This is a genomic window from Streptomyces sp. NPDC002779, from assembly GCF_042888685.1.
GTDB lineage: Bacteria > Actinomycetota > Actinomycetes > Streptomycetales > Streptomycetaceae > Streptomyces.
The window spans coordinates 22,411-38,741 of the sequence record NZ_JBIAQC010000011.1; the positions used below are offsets into that span (position 1 = coordinate 22,411).

A 16,331-nucleotide genomic window follows, 5' to 3' on the forward strand; every position below is an offset into this window, starting at 1 on the left:
TTCCCGGCATGTCGGGGGCCGCCGGTGCCCGTCCCCTCCCCCACGGCTCCCGTCGGCACCGGCCGCCCCGCCGGTCGGCGTGGCATGCCCCTGGGCGCCCCCTGGAGCCTCCCCCTGGGTCTCCTTGACAGTGCTCGGCGGCCGTGGGGTACTGCGGATTGCGAGGCCGGGCGGATGTGACGGGGGTGAGTCTCCTGCCGGAGCTGCGCTACCCCTCGGTGACCGAAGTCGTCTCGGCGGCCCGGGCGTTGGCAGCCCAACGGCCGGGCCTGTGCACGCTGCGGGAGGTGGGCCTCTCCCGCGCGGGCCGCCCCCTGCAGCTGCTGTCCGTGGGCCGTGGGCGGCGTGCCGTGCTGGTCGTCGCGGGCGCCCACGCCAACGAGCCGACCGGCGGCCCGACCCTGCTCGCGCTGGCCGAACGGGTCCTGGACGAGCGGACGCTGCGGTCCGGCACCTCCTGGCACTTCCTGCTGTGCGCCGATCCCGACGGGGCGAGCCTGCATGTCACTCCGGCGCCGCGCAGCCTGTTCGACTACCACCTCGGCTTCTTCCGGCCGGCGGGCCCCGAACAGCCGGAGTGGTCGCCCGCGGTCCTGCCGCCCGACCGGCTGCCGCCGGAGACCCGCGCCCTGACCGGGGTCATCGACGAACTGCGCCCCTACCTCCAGGCGACCCTGCACGGGACCGAGCTGGGCGGCAGCTGGGTGCAGCTGACGAAGGACCTGCCCGGGCTCGCCGAGCCGTTCGCCAAGTCGGCGGCGGAGCTGAACATCCCGGTGGAGACGGGCGCCTCGGACGCCGCGGGCTGGCCCGCGTCCGGGCCGGGCGTGCATGTGATGCCGGCCGCGGGGGCGGGAGCGGCGTACCCGAGCATGCCGGACGACGCGCGGCAGAGTACCTGGCACCACGTGCACCGGTACGGGGGGATGACGGCGGTCGTGGAGGTGCCGATGTGGGCGAGCGACCTGGTGGACGACCCGGTACCGCATCCGGCGCCGACGGCGGCGATGCGGCGGCTCGCGGGCCGGCTGCTGCGGGACACGCGGGAGGTGGAGCGGGTGCTCACCGAGGTGCTGCCCCGGCTGGACGGCGCCGACGGACCGCTGCTGCGGGCCACCCGGTGGGCGCTGGAGCTGGTGCCGGGGCTGGCGGCGGACTGGACGCGCGGGGCGCCGGTGGACGACACGCGCGCGTACATCGGCAGTGTGGACGCCTTCGCTCGCCGGCTGCCGCTGCGGGCGGCGGCCATGCTGCTACGGGTGCTGCAGGAGACGGACGACCGGGCGGCGCCGGGTCTGGAACGGCTCGTGGCGTCCTGGAGCAGCTCCTTCGAGCGACGGTTCCGGGCCCGCTGGGTGCCCTTGGAGCACCAGGTCGAGCACCAGTCCCGCACGGTCGTCGCGGCGGCCCGGCACGCGCGCGACCGGGTGGCCTGAGAGCCGCCACGCGCGCGTGCCGGGGGCGCGCACCGCTCAGTGGTCCAGGGCGAACACCGCCCCCGTCCGCGCCGCCAGCTCGCACGCGTTGCTGAACTCCCGCCGGTACTCGACCGGACGGCCGTTCCACTGGCCGCTCGCCCGGGCGGAGACCGGGGCGTAGATCATCGGGCAGATCGCGTCCCGCTGGGACAGGCGGTCGAGGGTGCCGTCGACCGCCGCGAGGGCCGCGCAGGCCTCGGCGGCGCGGGCGTGGCCCTGGGGCGGGCCGCACATCAGCAGCGTGCCGCGGGTGTGACTGGAGTGGGCGTCGCCCGTGGTGAGCGTGAGGTAGAGCCAGTTGCCCGGGAGGGTGTCCCGCTCGCCGGCCTGCGCCGGAACCGTCGCGAGGACGAGGAGGGAGGCGGCCGCGAGCAGAACGCCCCGGACACCGGCCCGTCCCGCCTTCACCGTGGTGGAGTGTGTCATTCCCGGTGCATCGGCACCGCGGCCTCGGAACCCCACCCCTGCTCACCCGAACGGGAACCCCCGCGGGCGTGGCGGGAGGCCAGGTCGAACGCGGCGAGCACCACCCGGGACTGGTATTCGACCTGGCGTGCGACCGGTATCCACCGCGCGCCGCAGCCGTCGCGGTAGTCGGCGCACCACAGGTCGATGAGCCGGTCCAGCTCGGGCAGCACACCGGCCGGGTCGCGGCCGGAGCCGGCCACCAGCCGGTGCAGCAGTCCCGCGGTGCGCAGCGCCAGCCGCCGCCCGGCGATGCGCAGGGTGGCCAGGTGGGCGGTGCTGAGCGGGGGCAGGGGATGGGCGTCGGCGGTGACGATGTCGGGGTCCCACGCGTCGGCGAGCCCTGGGCAGACCAGGACGTAGTCGTCGACCGGGGCGAGCAGGCGGGCGGTGTCCTGGGTGGCGGGCAGGTGGTGGCGCAGGCGGACGAGGAGCCGGGCCAGCAACCGGGAGTCGTGCCGCAGGGCGCGGCTGACCGTGCGCAGGACGGCCACCGCGTCGGCGGGTGCGGTGTCGTCCTCCACCGCGGCCACGCCCCACATGGGTGCCTCGACCACCGCGGTCACCGTGCCGTAGCGGTAGGGGTGGAACCAGGTCGACTCCACGGCGGCCTCGGTGATGGCCGCGGCGAGGTCGCCCCGGCGCGGCGGCGGAATCAGGTAGACGGCCGGCCCCAGGCGCGGCCAGTACAGGGTGTCGTACGGGCCGAGTTCGCGGGGGATGCGCAGGCGGGCCGCGGTGTGCGCGAGGCGACGCGGGAAGCCGGGCAGGTCGTGGGTGAGCTCGGCGAAGCCGCCGCCGACGTCGACGCCGTGCAGCGAGCACTGCAGGAAGGGGCGCAGTTCGTCCTGGAGGTCGAGCAGGGCGCGGGTCTCGGGCAGCGTGACGCGGTCCGCCCCGTCGGGCAGCCACTCGGGCTGTTCCAGGAAGCCGGGGCGGAAGAAGTTCCGGAAGTAGCGGCCGAGGGTGTACGGGCCCTGGAGCCAGCCCTCGTTGCGGCGCAGACCGTCGGGGTCGAGGCACAGCAGGAGGTTCCAGGTGGCGTCGGCGTCCTGGTGCCGGCGGGGGTCGGCGAGGGCGCGTTCGGCGAGCCGGAGGGCGGTGGCGCCGCCCACGGGTTCGTTGGCGTGCGGTCCGGCGACGACGAGGGCCTGGCGGCTGCCGTGGCCGACGGAGAGCAGCCACAGCGGGCTGCCTCCGCGGGAGGTCCCGACGCGGCGCAGCCGGGCGTCGGCGGGGTGGCGGGTGACGAGCGCGGCCGCCCGGACGCCCAGCTCGTCGGCGGTCGGGTAGCGGAGGAGTGGCAGCAGGGCGCACCTCCGCGAGCCGGTGCCGTCGGTTCACCTGTTGTGCCTGAGGTACGTCCAGTCAGTCACGGCTGCGGCGGGTACGTCAACGCCCGCGCAAGCAAAGGGATTTCCCCCACCGCACCCCGTAAAGCCAAGGCCAGAGCTAAGGTTCGGCTTAGTTCACGGTGAGCCGGAAGGCCAGCTGTCCAAAGCCGACCTGGTCGCCCTCGCGGACCACGGCCGCCCCGATGACGCGCCGTCCGTTCACCGTGGTGCCGTTGGTCGAGCCGAGGTCCCGCAGCACCCACATGCCGCCCTGGCGGGTCAGCTCGGCGTGCACCCGCGAGACCGTCTCGTGGGTGAGGCGCAGTCCGCTGGCGGGGTCGCGCCCGATGCGCAGGGGGTGGCCGCCGCCGGGGTGGGGCAGCAGCAGCTTGGGCAGCCGCTCGGCCTGCCAGGCCCTGCGCAGCCGTACCCCGAACCCGGAGACCGCCTCGACGCTGCCGAGCACCATCTTGGAGAACCGGTTCTCCTGGGGCAGGTCGGCGGTGAGGGCGAGCAGTTCGTCGGCGCGGCGGGCGGCCAGGGCCAGCTCCATGCGCCGGATGAACGTGTCGTGCGAGAGCCGTCCCAGGGCGACGCCGTCACGGAGCACCTTCAGCGCCTTGTCGCGCTCCGCGTCGGAGAGCCGCGCGGGGTACGTGGGGAACTCGAAGGACGACGTCACGTCGTGATTGTCGGTCAGCCGGGCCCGGGGTGTCCAGAAGACGAGAGAACACCCGCCACGCGTGCGTATCCGACGACACCCGCCGCAAAAGGGAAGATTCAAAAGCGGATCGATCTCGTTTGAAGCACCATGGACGGGCTACATCACGGTGAGCAGACGAAGGGGAACCGTCCGTGCAGTTCGAGGTGTGGGCACCGCAGGCCGGCCGTGTGACGCTCCATTGCGGGGACGCCACGCGCGCGTTGGAGCGCGATCCGGAGCGAGAGGGCTGGTGGCAGGGGGAGGCGGACGCCGAGGACGGCACCCGGTACGGCTACGCGCTGGACGACAGCCCCGTCCTGCCCGACCCGCGCTCGCGCCGCCAGCCCGACGGGCCGGACGGACGCAGCGCCGTCGTGGACCACGGGCGCCACACCTGGCGCGCCGCATGGGCCGGACGCCCGCTGCCGGGCGCGGTCCTCTACGAGCTGCACGTGGGCACGTACACCCCCGAGGGCACCCTGGACGCCGCCGCCGAGCGGCTCGGGCACCTCGTGGAACTGGGTGTCACCCACGTCGAGTTGATGCCCCTGTGCCCCTTCCCCGGCCGGCACGGCTGGGGGTACGAGGGGGTGTCGCTGTGGGCGGTGCACGAGCCGTACGGCGGCCCCGAGGCGCTGAAACGGTTTGTCGACCGGGCGCACGACCTCGGACTCGGGGTGGTGCTCGACGTGGTGCACAACCACCTCGGCCCCTCGGGCAACTACCTGCCCCTCTTCGGGCCCTACTTCACCGAGACCCACCACACGCCCTGGGGCGCCGCCGTCAATCTCGACGCTCCCGGCTCCGACGAGGTGCGCGACTACTTCGTGGGCAGCGCCCTGGCCTGGCTGCGCGACTACCGGGTCGACGGACTGCGCCTGGACGCGGTGCACGCGTTGCGGGACACGCGCGCGTGCCACTTCCTGGAGGAGCTGTCGACGGCGGTGGACGCGCTGTCGGCCGAAGTGGGGCGGCCGCTGTTCCTGATCGCCGAGTCCGACCTGAACGACCCGCGGATCATCACCGCGCGCGAGAACGGCGGACTGGGACTCCAGGCGCAATGGAACGACGACTTCCACCACGCCCTGCACACCGCGCTGACCGGCGAGGCCCAGGGCTACTACGCCGACTTCGGGCGCTCCCCCCTGGCGTCCGTCGCCAAGACGCTCACCGGCGGGTACTTCCACGACGGCACCTACTCCAGCTTCCGCGGACGCCGGCACGGACGGCCCCTGGACCGCGCGCGGACGGCCGGACACCGCCTGCTGGGCTACACCCAGACCCACGACCAGATCGGCAACCGCGCCCTGGGCGACCGGCTCGCCGCCTCCCTCTCCCCCGGCCTGCTGGCCTGCGCGGCCACGCTCACCCTGACCGCGCCGTTCACGCCGATGCTGTTCATGGGCGAGGAGTGGGCGGCCGGCACGCCCTGGCAGTTCTTCACCGACCACACCGACCCCGAACTGGCCGAGGCGGTACGGCGGGGCAGGCGCCGGGAGTTCGCCGCGCACGGCTGGGCCGAGGAGGACGTGCCCGACCCGCAGGACCCGGCGACCCGGGACCGCTCCTGCCTGGACTGGTCCGAGCCCGAGCGTGAGCCCCACGCGCGCGTGCTGGCCTGGTACCGCCGGCTCATCGCCCTGCGGCACGAGCAGCCGGACCTGACCGACCCGGACCTCGCCGACACCAAGGTGGCCTACGACGAGCGGCAGCGCTGGCTGGCCTTCCGGCGCGGGGACGTCCGGGTGGCCGTCAACCTCGCCGGGGAACCGGCGCGGATCCCGCTGGGGCCCCGTCAGGCGCGCGTTCTGGCCGCGTGGGAGCCCGTGGAGGCACCCGGCGCGGACGGGGTGCTGCAGCTGCCCGGGGAGTCGTGCGTGGTGCTGCTCCAGGAGTGAGCGCCAGCCCCTTCCGCTCGGACAGGGCCTACGACTCCTCGTCGTCCCGCAGTTCGGTGACCCGCTCCAGCAGGATCGCCTCCCAGGCCAGGTCCAGTTGCCGGCGCAGCTGCGGCAGGGGGGCGGGGCGGGTGCCGGCGAGGGCCTCGGCGAGGTGCAGGACGGTGTCGCAGCGGGCCAGCCACAGGCCGCGCAGACAGGGGCGGGCGCCGTAGCCGGCGAGGGTGGCGGCGCGGACGGCGGCCGGGGAGCCGACGGCGCGGGCGAGTCCCGCGATGTCCTCGGCGGGGTCCCCGGCGACGGTGTCGGTCCAGCCGAGGACGCCCCGCACCCGGCCGTCCGCGCTGACCACCAGGTGCTCGCCGGTCAGGCCGTGGTGGACGAGGACGGCGCTGCCGGACTGGGCGGCGAGCTGCACCGCGGCCGGCTGGGTGAGCTGGTGCAGCCGGGCGGGATCGAAGTCGTCGGCGGGGTCGAGGCGCCGGGCGGCGCGTTCGGCGGCCCGGCGCAGCCCTTCCAGGGAGCGCGGTCCGGTGCGCGGCACGCCGAGCGCCTCGGCCTGCCGCAGGGGCACCTCGCGCAGCCCGGTGAGCAGCCCGGCCAGGTCGGCCTCGCCGAGGGCGGACACGTCGTGCACCTCGGCCGAGCCACCGGACACCCTGGTGTCCAGCGTGTAGGTCAGCCCGGTCGCCCACTCGCCGTGCGCGACGCTCGTCGGCACGGCGACCGGGACGTACGGCCGGACCAGGTCGCGCAGCCGCAGCTCGCGGCGCTGCCGGGCGGCGGCCTCCCGGTCGGGCGCGAGGCGCAGCACATGGCGGGGGCCGACCCACCAGGTGGCGGACCCGCCGCCCTCGGCGACGGGCCGGACCTCGGGTCCCGCGGTGTCGTCCGCACCGTCCTTGAGCAGGGAACGGACCAGTCGGCGGACGGTGTCCGCGGTGGGTGTCGGTGCCTGGGTCATGGGTCGCGCCGTAGGTCGGGGGGAGGGTGCCGGGGCTCCTGGGGCCGTCTCAGTCCACTATGACCATCTCGCGGGTCGTGTCGTTGAGGCGGCGGCCGCCGTCCTCGGTGACCGTGACGATGTCCTCGATGCGCACCCCGAACCGGCCCGGCAGGTAGATGCCCGGCTCCACGGAGAAGCACATCCCGGGCACCAGGGGCTGGTCCTCGCCCTCGATCATGTACGGCGGCTCGTGCGTGGTGACGCCGATGCCGTGCCCGGTGCGGTGGATGAAGTACGCGCCGTACCCGGCGTCCGTGATGACCGCGCGGGCGGCCCGGTCCACCTCCTGGCAGGCGACACCGGGCCGGACGGCCTGGAATCCGGCCTCCTGGGCCGCGCGCACGAGGTCGTGGATCCGGCGCTCCTCGTCGGTGGGCTCGCCGACGTGGACCGTGCGGGAGGTGTCGGAGCCGTAGCCGCCGAGGAGGCCGCCGAAGTCGAGGACGACCATGTCGCCGCGCTCGATGACGCGGTCCCCGGGTTCGTGGTGCGGGTTGGCGCCGTTGGGGCCCGAGGCGACGATCGTGAAGTCGACCGTCTCGTGTCCGTGTTCCCGCAGCAGCCGGGCCAGGTCCGCGGCGACCTCGGTCTCCTTGCGGCCCGCGAAGGGAACCTGCCGGATCTCCTCGTACGTGGCGTCCGCGGCCGCGCCCGCGGCTGTCAGCCGCTCCAGTTCCGCCGCGTCCTTGACGGCCCGGAGCATCGGCAGCGCCTCGGTGAGGGAGGCGTAGGAGGAGTCGGGCAGGGTCTTCGCCAGGCCCAGAAGGTGCATGGCCCAGGCGTTGTCGCTGATGCCGAACCGGCCGTCCCGCTGCAGCAGGGCCGCCGTGACGGCGTAGGGGTCCTTGCCGTCGGTCCAGTCGAGCAGGGTCAGCGCGGGCGCGCCGGTCGCCTTGGCGGCGTCGGGGGCCTCCAGCGCGGGGACGATCAGGCCGGGGTCCCGGCCGGGGACGAGGACGAGCAGGGTGAGCCGTTCGGTGACGGCGGTGGGCGCGTATCCGGTGAGCCACACCAGGTCGGGTCCGGGCGCCACGAGCAGCCCGGCGAGTCCGGCGTCGGCGGCCGCCCGCGCGGCGCGCTCCATACGGGCGCGGTAGTCGTCGGCGGTGAAGGGAGCGGGCGTAGGGGCGGTCATCCGGGCCTCCCTGGGCGGGTGAAGGTGACTACGGGCAGCATCCTGCCCGGACGGCGGGGGCGGCGCGAGCCGGTCGGCGGACCCGGGCTCATCCCTCCAGGGCCATCCTGGCGCCGAGGAGCAGCAGCACCCCTCCGGAGACCTGTTCGAGCCGGCGGCGCACTCCCGCGCGGGACAGCAGGCTCCTCAGCCGGCCGACGAACCACACGTACAGGCCGTAGTAGCCGATCTCGTAGACCGCCCAGAGCGCGGCGAGGCCCACCATGGCGGGCAGGTGCGGGGCGCCGTCGGGCACGAACTGCGGCAGGAAGGAGAGGGCGAAGACGGCTGCCTTGGGGTTGGCGAGGTTGAGCAGCAAGCCCGCGCGGTAGGACGCCCAGCCACTGCGGCCACCGGCCTCCCCGGCCTCGCTCGCCGGTTCGTCCCGCGTGCGGCGGGCCGCCCGCAGCGTCTGCACGCCGAAGCCGACCAGGACGACCGCGCCGACGACGCGCATCACGTCGTACGCCACTTCCGAGGCGGTCAGCAGGGCGGTGAGGCCGAAGGCGGCGACGACGCCCCAGACGAAGACGCCGGTCTCGTTGCCGAGCACGGTCAGGAAGCCGGAGCGGCGGCTGTGCAGCGACTGCCGGATGATCAGGACGGTGCTGGGTCCCGGCGAGGCGGCCACCAGGGTGCAGGCCCCCAGGAAGGCGACGAGAGTGGTCAGCATGGGGTCATGGTGGCGGGGAGGCCGCCGTGGGGACAGTGGTTTTCCGGCAGCGCTCAGGTGACGACGCCTGGGGTCACGGTCAGCTGCTGGTAGCCGCCGCTGCGATGACGCACCGTCAGGGCGACCTCGGTACCGGGGCTGATCCGGGCCACCGCGCGGGCGAGGTCGGCGGCGTCGTCGATGCGGGTCGTGCCGAGGACCAGGAGGACATCGCCGCGGACCAGGCCGGCCGAGTAGCCGGGGCCGGGCACATGGACGCCGATCACCTCGGCGCCCGCCTTGTCGGCGTCCACGGCCTCCACCCCGAGGGTGGCGGTGGCCGGCGCGGGGGCGGGGCTCGGGGTGGCGGGCGGGGCGGGGCTCGGGTCCGCCGGGGCGCTCATGGGGCCGGGGCCCGCCTGCCGCAGCTCGGCGAGCTTGCTCATGCCGATCACCGTGGCGGCGACCGTGCCCAGTCCGACGCCGGACAGGACCAGGACCGTGCCGACGAACAGCGCGAACAGCACGGTCCTGAGCCGGCGTCCGCGCCGGCGCGCGGCATGCGGGCGCCGGGGGGCCGGGGGCCTCGTGCCGCCGCCGGGCTCCTGGCCGGGCATCGGCTTGGGACGCAACGCGGTGTGTTCCATGGCTCGCCTCCCGGCGGAGGTTACGGATCGCCTCCGGCTGGAGGACTACCCGGGGCGCCGGCGCACGACGTGCCACGAACGAGTGAGACTGACCGCTGGTCAGGAGCGGAAGTCTCCCTGGTCACGGGAGGCGAGTGCGGCCACCAGCTGACGCGCCGCCCCCTGGAGCGGACCGGTGTGCACCAGTTCCGTGCGATGCACGAGCCGGGGTGCGGTGACCGGCACGGCCACGCCGCCCGGCACGTCCGTGGCCGCCGAGCGCGGGAGCAGGGTCAGGCCGTGCCCGGCGACGGCCAGCGCGCTGAGGCCCCGTACGTCGGTGCCCTCGTAGCGCAGGGACGGGCGGAAGCCCTGGCCGCCGTTGGCCGCGCGGAGCTGGGTGAGCGGCAGTCCCGCGTCGGGGGCGTCGAGCCAGCGGGCGTCGGCGAGATCGGCGAGGCCCAGCCCGGGGCGCCGGGCCAGGGGGTGCGCATGCGGCAGCAGCACGCACACCGGTTCCTCGCCCGCGCCGCGTGTGGTCAGCGGTGCCACGTCGGGCAGCCGCAGCGGGTCGCTGGGGGCGGCCAGGCCGTCGACGAGGCCCAGATCGGCGGAGCCGGTGGCGACGGCCGCCGGGATCTCGTCCCGGGGCAGCGCCTTGAGGGTCACCCCGGCGGCCGGGAGCGCGGCGAGGACGCGGGGTCCGAGCGCGGTGGGCGCGGCGGCGAGGGTCAGTCCGTGGGCGGGCGCGGCGGCCATCCGGACCACGTCCGCACGGGCCGCGTCCAGGCGCAGCAGCAGCGGGGCCGCGTGTTCCAGCAGCCGTGCGCCGGCCGCCGTGGGGGCGACGGGCCTGCGGGTGAGCAGGGGGGTGCCGAGGTCCTGTTCGAGGGCCGCGATGTGCTGGGACACGGCCGACTGGGTGTACCCGAGGTCGCGGGCGGCCTCGGAGAAGGAGGCGAGACGGGCGACCGTGACGTAGCTGCGCAGCAGATGCGGGTCCATGCCCTTGAGGATGGCATCAGCAGCGCTTATCGAGCATGCAGGAATCATCGTTGGACGTGAACTCGAGGGCACGCCCAGGATGGCGGGCATGACCGAGACCTTCGCGCGGATCGCCCTGGTCGGCGACCGCTCCCCCAATGTCGTGTCGCACACCCGGATCCCGCTGCTGCTGGACGCCCTCGCCGCCCGTGAGCGGCTGGTCCTCGACGCGTACTGGATCCCGACCGAGGAGGCCGGCGAGCCGGGCGCCGTGGACGGGTTCGACGCGCTGTGGGTGGTGCCGGGCAGCCCGTACCGCAGCGAGGCCGGGGTGATCGGGGCGATCCGGACGGCGCGCGAGCGGGGCATCCCGTTCCTGGGGACGTGCGCCGGGTTCCAGCACGCGGTGCTGGAGTACGCCCGCCATGTCTGCGGGCTCACCGGCGTGGCGCACGCGGAGAACGACCCGTCCGCCGAGGACCCGATCATCGAGCCGCTGGCCTGCTCGCTGGTGGGCCACGAGGCGGCGGTCGCCGTCGAACCGGGCTCGCTCGCGCACTCCGTGATCGGCTCGGAGCGGACCGTCGAGCGTTACTTCTGCGCCTACGGCCCCTCGCGTCACCTCGACACGCTGACCGCTCACGGCCTGCGCTTCTCCGGGCGCGACGAGGACGGCCAGGTCCGGATCGCCGAACTGCCCGGCCACCCCTTTTTCCTGGCCTCCCTCTTCCAGCCGGAGCTGTCCGGGGACGGCTCCCGACCACACCAGGTGGTCACGGCCTGGGCCAGGGCGGCCGTCGAACACGCAGGTCAGCGCTTTTGAGGCGGGCGGGCCGGTCCCGTTGTCAGTGGGGGCTGTTACGTTCTGTGACATGACCGATCACGCACTGCAGAGGCTGCGCCAGGATCCGCGGCCGGCCGAACTGGCCGCCCTGCACTTCGACTTCGACCTGAGCCGTGCCGCCCACGGCCATGTCGAGCCGGTCCGCCTCGCCTCGGGCGGCCCGATCGAGGTCGTCGCGGGCAGCGGCGCGGGCGGTACGTACTTCGTGTGCGCGGACGGCTCGATGCTCTACGCCGATTCGGAGGGCGGGGCCGGGATCATCGGCTCCACCGTCGACGAGGCGCTCGAGGTGGTGATCGGCCTGCCCTGCTGGTTCGACTGCGTGAACCTGTCCCCGCGCGACGGCGAGCAGGCGGTCCTCGCGCGTGTCGCGGAGCTGGAGGCGGAACTCCGCGCGGACGACGCCGGCTTCGACGCGGCCCGGACCGAACTCCGCGCCACCCTGGGCCTTGCCGAGCGTTCCCCGCTCAGACTGGTCACCCTGCTGCACACCGCGCTCCTGCGCACGGAACCCGACTTCCTGCTGCTCACCGAGGAGGAGGGCGGCGCCTACCGACTGCTCGACGAGCACCCCCGTCCACCGCTGTGGGAGCCGGTGCTCGCCCGCGGCCGGGCGGATCTGGCCCTGCTGCGGGCGGGCGACCGCACCGCGTGGGACGCGGTGGCCGGGGATCCCGTACGGCGTCGACTCGCGCTGCGCGCCGCGCAGTTCGACCGCCGGGACGGCGACCTGGAGCTGCTCCGGCAGTTGCTGCGGCGCGAGACGGAGTCGTCGATGACGGACGAACTGCGGCTCGCCGCGGTCCTCGTGGGGCGGCACGGGGACGTGACCGATCTGCCCCTGCTGCACGAGGTCCGCGAGACGGACTTCGACACGCACTGCGGGCTCAGCGAAATCCCCGAACCGGGAGCGGGCTCCGCGGAGTTGTCGCGCTGGGCCGAGGAGCTGGACGACGCGATGTTCGGCACCGATCCGGCCGACGAACCGCTCGCCACCTGGACCGAACTCGCCCTGGACCAGGGCCTGACCGAACTCGCCCGGGTTGCGCTGATCCGCGCACTCGACGAGATCTTCCTGGATCAGAGCACCCTGCGACGGCCCGACGATCCGACCCGGCTGGAGACGTCACGGATCAACTGGCTCGCCCATGACCTGGAGCGGACCGGCGACCTCCCCCAGGCCCTGCGCGCCCAGCGCCTGTACGCCACGCTGCAGGACACGGCGTGGGACCGGATCTCGGCGCTGCTGGACCAGGCCCGGCTGGAACGCGCCTGCGGACAACTCCCCTTGGCGAGAACCACCTTGGCGTCGGTGCGCGCGCTCCTGGCCGACCCCGGCGACGACTCGCTGCGCCACTGGACCCGGGTGAACTTCGGCCGCTTCATCGCCGAGGAGCACTACGCCCTCACCCGGGCCCTCGCCGACGCCGGCCTCCCGCGGGAGGCCCGCGCCCTGCTCACCGCGGCCGACGCGATACTCGGCGAGCTCTCGGAGAACCCCGCCGAGGGCCTCCGGGAGCTCGCCGGGAAGACCGCCGAGCGGGTGGGTGACGTCGGGGGCCTCAGCTGACGGGCAGCGCGGGCGGCCGGTCCGGCAGGAAGCCGTGGGCCCGGCGGGCGAGGTAGGCGGGCTTGTAGCGGTCGACCTCGCGGTGCCAGTTCAGGATGCCCGCCATCCAGTTCCGCAAGTCGGCCACATAGGTCCGCATGGCGTCGCGCGCCTCCTGAGAGAGGCCGAAGTCGTCGTACAGGACCGGTAGTTCATGCGCGACGACGTGCTCGAACTGCTGCATGCGCTGGGTCGTCAGGTCGTGCACCACGCCGAGCGCGGTCGGGTAGTCGCAGCCGAAGAAGTTCTGCACGACGAGGATCGCGTTGTGGATCTCGCCCTCGTACTCGATCTCCTTCTGGTACGAGAAGACGTCATTGAGGAGGCAGGCGTAGTCGACAGCGGCGTTCTCCAGCGAGCGCACCGGACCGCTGCGGTAGACCTCCGGCGGTACGGAGGGGCCGTGGCCCATGCGGCACAGGGCCATGGTGAGGTCGGAGCCGAAGGTGGCGCGGCGCATCTCCAGGTAGTCGACCGGATCGGGGATGCGGTTCTGCATCTGGTTGGACAGCTCCCACACCCAGCTCTCGGTCATGACGTTGACCGCGTCCTTGAGGGTGCGCCGCTGCGCGGGCGTCATCCCGGCGGTGGTGCGGGCCCACAGGTCTGCGAGCGCGCGTTCCATGGCGTTGGCAGGGGCCGGGGTCTCCTCGCCGGCGACGGGCATGCAGGCCGCCAGGCGCTGGGTGGTGAGGCGGGCGGCGGCCAGGTCGCGGCGGTGGCCGAAGACGAGGGGGTAGTAGTCGTCGCCGTAGGTGCCCCAGGCGAGCCAGTCGGCGCTCAGATCGAGGGCCTCCTCGGTCGCGTCCGGGTCCAGGCCCGCCGAGCACAGGGCCAGGTCGGCGGCGGCGAGCTTGTCCTCGTCCCAGACGCCCTCCTCCAGCATGCCCATGCGGTGCGTCCAGTCGACGAGCCGCCGTCGGGCGCCGGGCAGATGGGGGCAGAGCTGCACCTGGAAGGGCATGTAGAGGTCGGGGATCAGGGACGGTCCGACCTTCTGGTACGGGACATGGGTGTAGGCGCGCAGGCGTTCGGCGCCGGCCGAGGCGAGGAGGGCGCCGACGTCGGCGGCGGAGGTGCCGGGGCCGGTGAGGCCGTGCCAGGGGCTGGTGGAGCGGGCGCGCTCGTTCATGTACCGGCTGGAGCGCATGTGCCATTCGTGGCCGCCGGACTGCCAGTCCTGCAGTCCCTGGGTGTAGGCGGCGACGGCGGCGACCTCGTCCGGGGTCAGGCCCCGTTCCACGGCCAGCGCCGGGACCTCGGTGAGGGCGGTGTGCTCGAACTGGTGGAGGCGGGAGGTGAGGACGTCGTTGACGGTGTCGGCGGCCTCCTGGGTCGTACAGCCGAAGAAGGTCTCCAGCACCAGGACGCCGTTGCTGAGCTCTCCCTCGTCCTCGACCTCGCGCTGGTAGGAGAACAGGTCGTTGCGCAGGTGCACGGCGTCGGAGAAGGTCTCCATCAGCACCCGCAGGGGCCGGGCGTCGGCGACCGCGGCGGGCACCTCGGCCCGCGCGTACTCCACCAGGCCCGCGGACCAGGGGGCGCCGCCCACCTTGCGGCGCATCTCGATGTACTCGACGGGGTTGGAGATCCGCCCCTCGTTGATGTTGGACAGCTCCCACATCGACTCGTTCAGCAGATGCTCGGTGGCGACGGCGAAGCGGCGGCGCCAGTCGGCGGACATCGCGGGGACCGTGCGCGTCCAGAGGTCGGCGAGACCGGCCTCCACCGGGTTCTCCGGCTCGGGCGTCGGCGTGGTGAGGTCCAGCGGCATGAACAGGGCGAGCCGGTCGAGGTGGGCCTTGCCGGCGGCACGGTCCTGGGTGCGCTTGTACATGTCGAGGAAGTGGTCGTCGAAGAAGAAGACCCACACGTACCAGTCGGTGATCAGGGAGAGGGCGGGGCCGTCGCACTCGGGGTGGGTGTAGGCGCAGAGCAGTCCGTAGTCGTGTGCTTCGAGATCGGACTGCTCCCAGATCCCGGATCCCTCCAGCATGCCCATCTCGCGGGCCCACGCGGTCGAGTGGGCCCGGGCCTCGTCGACATGGGGATTGAGCCGCGCGGGATACGGCATGTAGAAGTGCGGGAGTTCGAAGGGCTGCGTCATGGCCGGGCACTACCCGGCGCCACCGGCGACCATCCTCGGGCCGGGACATGATCACACCATCGCGTGAATCCGGGATGAACCTCCGCATTCCCAAGGGCCCTTGTGGCGTTCACCTCTACGCGCGCAGACTACGGAGGTTCTCGCGTCCCTCCTCCCCTCCGGAGTCCCGATGGACCAGCCCCGAGCCCTGTCCCGCCGTACCGCCCTCGCCTCGCTCGCCGGGGCGGCGCTGGCCGGCACCGCCGCGTGGCCCGCCTCGGCGGGCGAACGCCACGGCCGCGCGGTCCGGTTCGCCACCTTCAACGCCTCCCTCAACCGCTCCGCCGAAGGGGCGCTCGTCACGGACCTGTCCACGCCGGACAACGTCCAGGCGCGCAATGTCGCGGAGACGATCCAACGGGTCGACCCCGATGTGCTGTTGATCAACGAGTTCGACTACGTGGCCGGTGGCGCCGCGGTTCGCCTCTTCCGGGACAACTACCTCGCCGTGGGGCAGCGCGGCGCCGGGCCGGTCCGCTACCCGTACGCCTTCACCGCGCCGGTCAACACCGGTGTCGCCTCCGGGGTCGATCTGGACGGCCGCAACGGCGCGGTGACGACGCCCGGTTCGGACGCGTACGGGCAGGACGCCTTCGGGTACGGCTGGTTCCCGGGGCAGTACGGCATGGTGGTGCTCTCCAAGTATCCGATCGCCACGCGCGCGGTGCGCACCTTCCAGCGCTTCCTGTGGAAGGACATGCCCGGCCACCTGATGCCGCCGGGCTACTACAGCGCCGAGGCGACGGCGGCCCTCCGGCTGTCCTCCAAGAGCCACTGGGACGTGCCGGTGCGGATCGGCCGGGACACCGTGCACTTCCTGGTGTCGCACCCCACGCCGCCCACCTTCGACGGCCCCGAGGACCGCAACGGCCGCCGCAACCACGACGAGATACGGCTGTGGGCCGACTACATCGGCGGGCGCGGGCGCGGCGCCCATCTGTACGACGACCGGGGTGTGCGCGGCGGACTGCGGCCGGGTGCGCGGTTCGTGCTGGCCGGCGACCAGAACGCCGACCCGTACGACGGCGACAGTTACGGCGGCGCCATCCGGCTGCTGCTGGACCACCCGGCGGTCCGCCCGCCCGCCACCGCGCCGTCCAGCGCGGGAGCCGTGGAGGCGGCGCGGCTGCAGGGCGGCGCCAACGCCTCGCACACCGGTGATCCGGCGTACGACACCGCGGACTTCAACGACACCGCCCCGGGCAATCTGCGCGTCGACTACGTGCTGCCCTCCCGCGGTCTGGCACCCGGCGCGAACGGCGTGTTCTGGCCGACGTCCGACGATCCCCTGTACCGGCTGGTCGGTGGCGGCGCGAACGTTCCCACCTCGGACCACCGGCTGGTGTGGCAGGACGTGTACGTCCGCTGAAACGCGCGCTCTTGCCGAGGCCGGGCCGGGACGCCACCGTAAG

14 protein-coding genes are annotated in these 16,331 nt (G+C 74.0%); 5 read left to right on the plus strand and 9 right to left on the minus strand.

Features of this window, described 5'->3' with window-relative positions:
- Positions 1 to 185 precede the first annotated feature (185 nt).
- Complete coding sequence (locus ACFYW5_RS27960; protein WP_389419861.1) at positions 186 to 1,436, plus strand: M14 family zinc carboxypeptidase; 1,251 nt, start codon at positions 186 to 188, stop codon at positions 1,434 to 1,436.
- Positions 1,437 to 1,472: 36 nt separating this feature from the next.
- Here the strand turns inward: ACFYW5_RS27960 and ACFYW5_RS27965 are convergent, their stop codons facing one another.
- The 3 genes from ACFYW5_RS27965 to ACFYW5_RS27975 form a co-directional block, all read right to left on the minus strand.
- The gene (locus tag ACFYW5_RS27965) at positions 1,473 to 1,904 is read right to left on the minus strand and encodes an SSI family serine proteinase inhibitor (RefSeq protein ID WP_389419862.1); all 432 of its coding nucleotides are present in this window, start codon (positions 1,902 to 1,904) and stop codon (positions 1,473 to 1,475) included.
- Positions 1,901 to 3,253 (minus strand): M14 family zinc carboxypeptidase, encoded by a 1,353-nt coding sequence (locus ACFYW5_RS27970; RefSeq protein WP_389420075.1) that lies wholly within the window; start codon positions 3,251 to 3,253, stop codon positions 1,901 to 1,903. The genes ACFYW5_RS27965 and ACFYW5_RS27970 overlap by 4 nt, the downstream gene beginning before the upstream one ends.
- Positions 3,254 to 3,407: 154 nt before the next feature.
- Entirely contained in the window at positions 3,408 to 3,959 is a 552-nt protein-coding gene (locus tag ACFYW5_RS27975; protein ID WP_389419863.1) for an FHA domain-containing protein, read from the minus strand.
- A gap of 173 nt (positions 3,960 to 4,132) precedes the next feature.
- On the opposite strand from ACFYW5_RS27975, the gene treZ reads away from it, so the two are divergent.
- Positions 4,133 to 5,878, plus strand: a complete 1,746-nt coding sequence (gene treZ / locus ACFYW5_RS27980) for a malto-oligosyltrehalose trehalohydrolase (protein WP_389419864.1) — start codon at positions 4,133 to 4,135, stop codon at positions 5,876 to 5,878.
- A 28-nt stretch (positions 5,879 to 5,906) separates the two neighbouring features.
- Here the strand turns inward: treZ and ACFYW5_RS27985 are convergent, their stop codons facing one another.
- The 5 genes from ACFYW5_RS27985 to ACFYW5_RS28005 form a co-directional block, all read right to left on the minus strand.
- Positions 5,907 to 6,842 carry an aminoglycoside phosphotransferase family protein gene (locus ACFYW5_RS27985; protein ID WP_389419865.1) on the minus strand — a complete coding sequence of 312 codons (936 nt, stop codon included), beginning with the start codon at positions 6,840 to 6,842 and terminating at the stop codon, positions 5,907 to 5,909.
- A 49-nt stretch (positions 6,843 to 6,891) separates the two neighbouring features.
- Positions 6,892 to 8,019 carry an aminopeptidase P family protein gene (locus ACFYW5_RS27990; protein ID WP_389419866.1) on the minus strand — a complete coding sequence of 376 codons (1,128 nt, stop codon included), beginning with the start codon at positions 8,017 to 8,019 and terminating at the stop codon, positions 6,892 to 6,894.
- An 88-nt stretch (positions 8,020 to 8,107) separates the two neighbouring features.
- Positions 8,108 to 8,731, minus strand: coding sequence for a LysE family translocator (locus tag ACFYW5_RS27995; RefSeq protein ID WP_389419867.1), 624 nt, complete (start codon positions 8,729 to 8,731; stop codon positions 8,108 to 8,110).
- Positions 8,732 to 8,784: 53 nt separating this feature from the next.
- The gene (locus ACFYW5_RS28000) at positions 8,785 to 9,357 is read right to left on the minus strand and encodes a PDZ domain-containing protein (RefSeq protein WP_389419868.1); all 573 of its coding nucleotides are present in this window, start codon (positions 9,355 to 9,357) and stop codon (positions 8,785 to 8,787) included.
- Positions 9,358 to 9,456: 99 nt separating this feature from the next.
- Positions 9,457 to 10,341, minus strand: a complete 885-nt coding sequence (locus ACFYW5_RS28005) for a LysR family transcriptional regulator (protein ID WP_389419869.1) — start codon at positions 10,339 to 10,341, stop codon at positions 9,457 to 9,459.
- Between the two features lie 88 nt (positions 10,342 to 10,429).
- Between ACFYW5_RS28005 and ACFYW5_RS28010 the strand changes: the two genes are divergently transcribed.
- The gene (locus tag ACFYW5_RS28010) at positions 10,430 to 11,143 is read left to right on the plus strand and encodes a hypothetical protein (RefSeq protein ID WP_389419870.1); all 714 of its coding nucleotides are present in this window, start codon (positions 10,430 to 10,432) and stop codon (positions 11,141 to 11,143) included.
- A gap of 49 nt (positions 11,144 to 11,192) precedes the next feature.
- A complete protein-coding gene (locus ACFYW5_RS28015) occupies positions 11,193 to 12,734 on the plus strand; it encodes a hypothetical protein (protein WP_389419871.1) in 1,542 nt (513 codons plus the stop codon).
- Here the strand turns inward: ACFYW5_RS28015 and cyc2 are convergent.
- The gene (gene cyc2, locus ACFYW5_RS28020; protein ID WP_389419872.1) at positions 12,727 to 14,880 is read right to left on the minus strand and encodes a germacradienol/geosmin synthase Cyc2; all 2,154 of its coding nucleotides are present in this window, start codon (positions 14,878 to 14,880) and stop codon (positions 12,727 to 12,729) included. The two genes, ACFYW5_RS28015 and cyc2, sit on opposite strands and share 8 nt — an antisense overlap.
- A gap of 169 nt (positions 14,881 to 15,049) precedes the next feature.
- Here cyc2 and ACFYW5_RS28025 point away from each other — a divergent pair, with 169 nt between their 5' ends.
- Entirely contained in the window at positions 15,050 to 16,288 is a 1,239-nt protein-coding gene (locus ACFYW5_RS28025; protein WP_389419873.1) for an endonuclease/exonuclease/phosphatase family protein, read from the plus strand.
- Positions 16,289 to 16,331 lie beyond the last annotated feature (43 nt).

What these genes read in the sequence shown, in the direction of transcription:
- ACFYW5_RS27965 (WP_389419862.1), bottom strand. Translation starts at nt 1,904, where the DNA reads ATGACACACTCCACCACGGTGAAGGCGGGACGGGCCGGTGTCCGGGGC.
- ACFYW5_RS27985 (WP_389419865.1), bottom strand. Translation starts at nt 6,842, where the DNA reads ATGACCCAGGCACCGACACCCACCGCGGACACCGTCCGCCGACTGGTC.
- ACFYW5_RS27990 (WP_389419866.1), bottom strand. Translation starts at nt 8,019, where the DNA reads ATGACCGCCCCTACGCCCGCTCCCTTCACCGCCGACGACTACCGCGCC.
- ACFYW5_RS27995 (WP_389419867.1), bottom strand. Translation starts at nt 8,731, where the DNA reads ATGCTGACCACTCTCGTCGCCTTCCTGGGGGCCTGCACCCTGGTGGCC.
- ACFYW5_RS28000 (WP_389419868.1), bottom strand. Translation starts at nt 9,357, where the DNA reads ATGGAACACACCGCGTTGCGTCCCAAGCCGATGCCCGGCCAGGAGCCC.
- ACFYW5_RS28005 (WP_389419869.1), bottom strand. Translation starts at nt 10,341, where the DNA reads ATGGACCCGCATCTGCTGCGCAGCTACGTCACGGTCGCCCGTCTCGCC.
- ACFYW5_RS28010 (WP_389419870.1), top strand. Translation starts at nt 10,430, where the DNA reads ATGACCGAGACCTTCGCGCGGATCGCCCTGGTCGGCGACCGCTCCCCC.
- ACFYW5_RS28015 (WP_389419871.1), top strand. Translation starts at nt 11,193, where the DNA reads ATGACCGATCACGCACTGCAGAGGCTGCGCCAGGATCCGCGGCCGGCC.
- cyc2 (WP_389419872.1), bottom strand. Translation starts at nt 14,880, where the DNA reads ATGACGCAGCCCTTCGAACTCCCGCACTTCTACATGCCGTATCCCGCG.
- ACFYW5_RS28025 (WP_389419873.1), top strand. Translation starts at nt 15,050, where the DNA reads ATGGACCAGCCCCGAGCCCTGTCCCGCCGTACCGCCCTCGCCTCGCTC.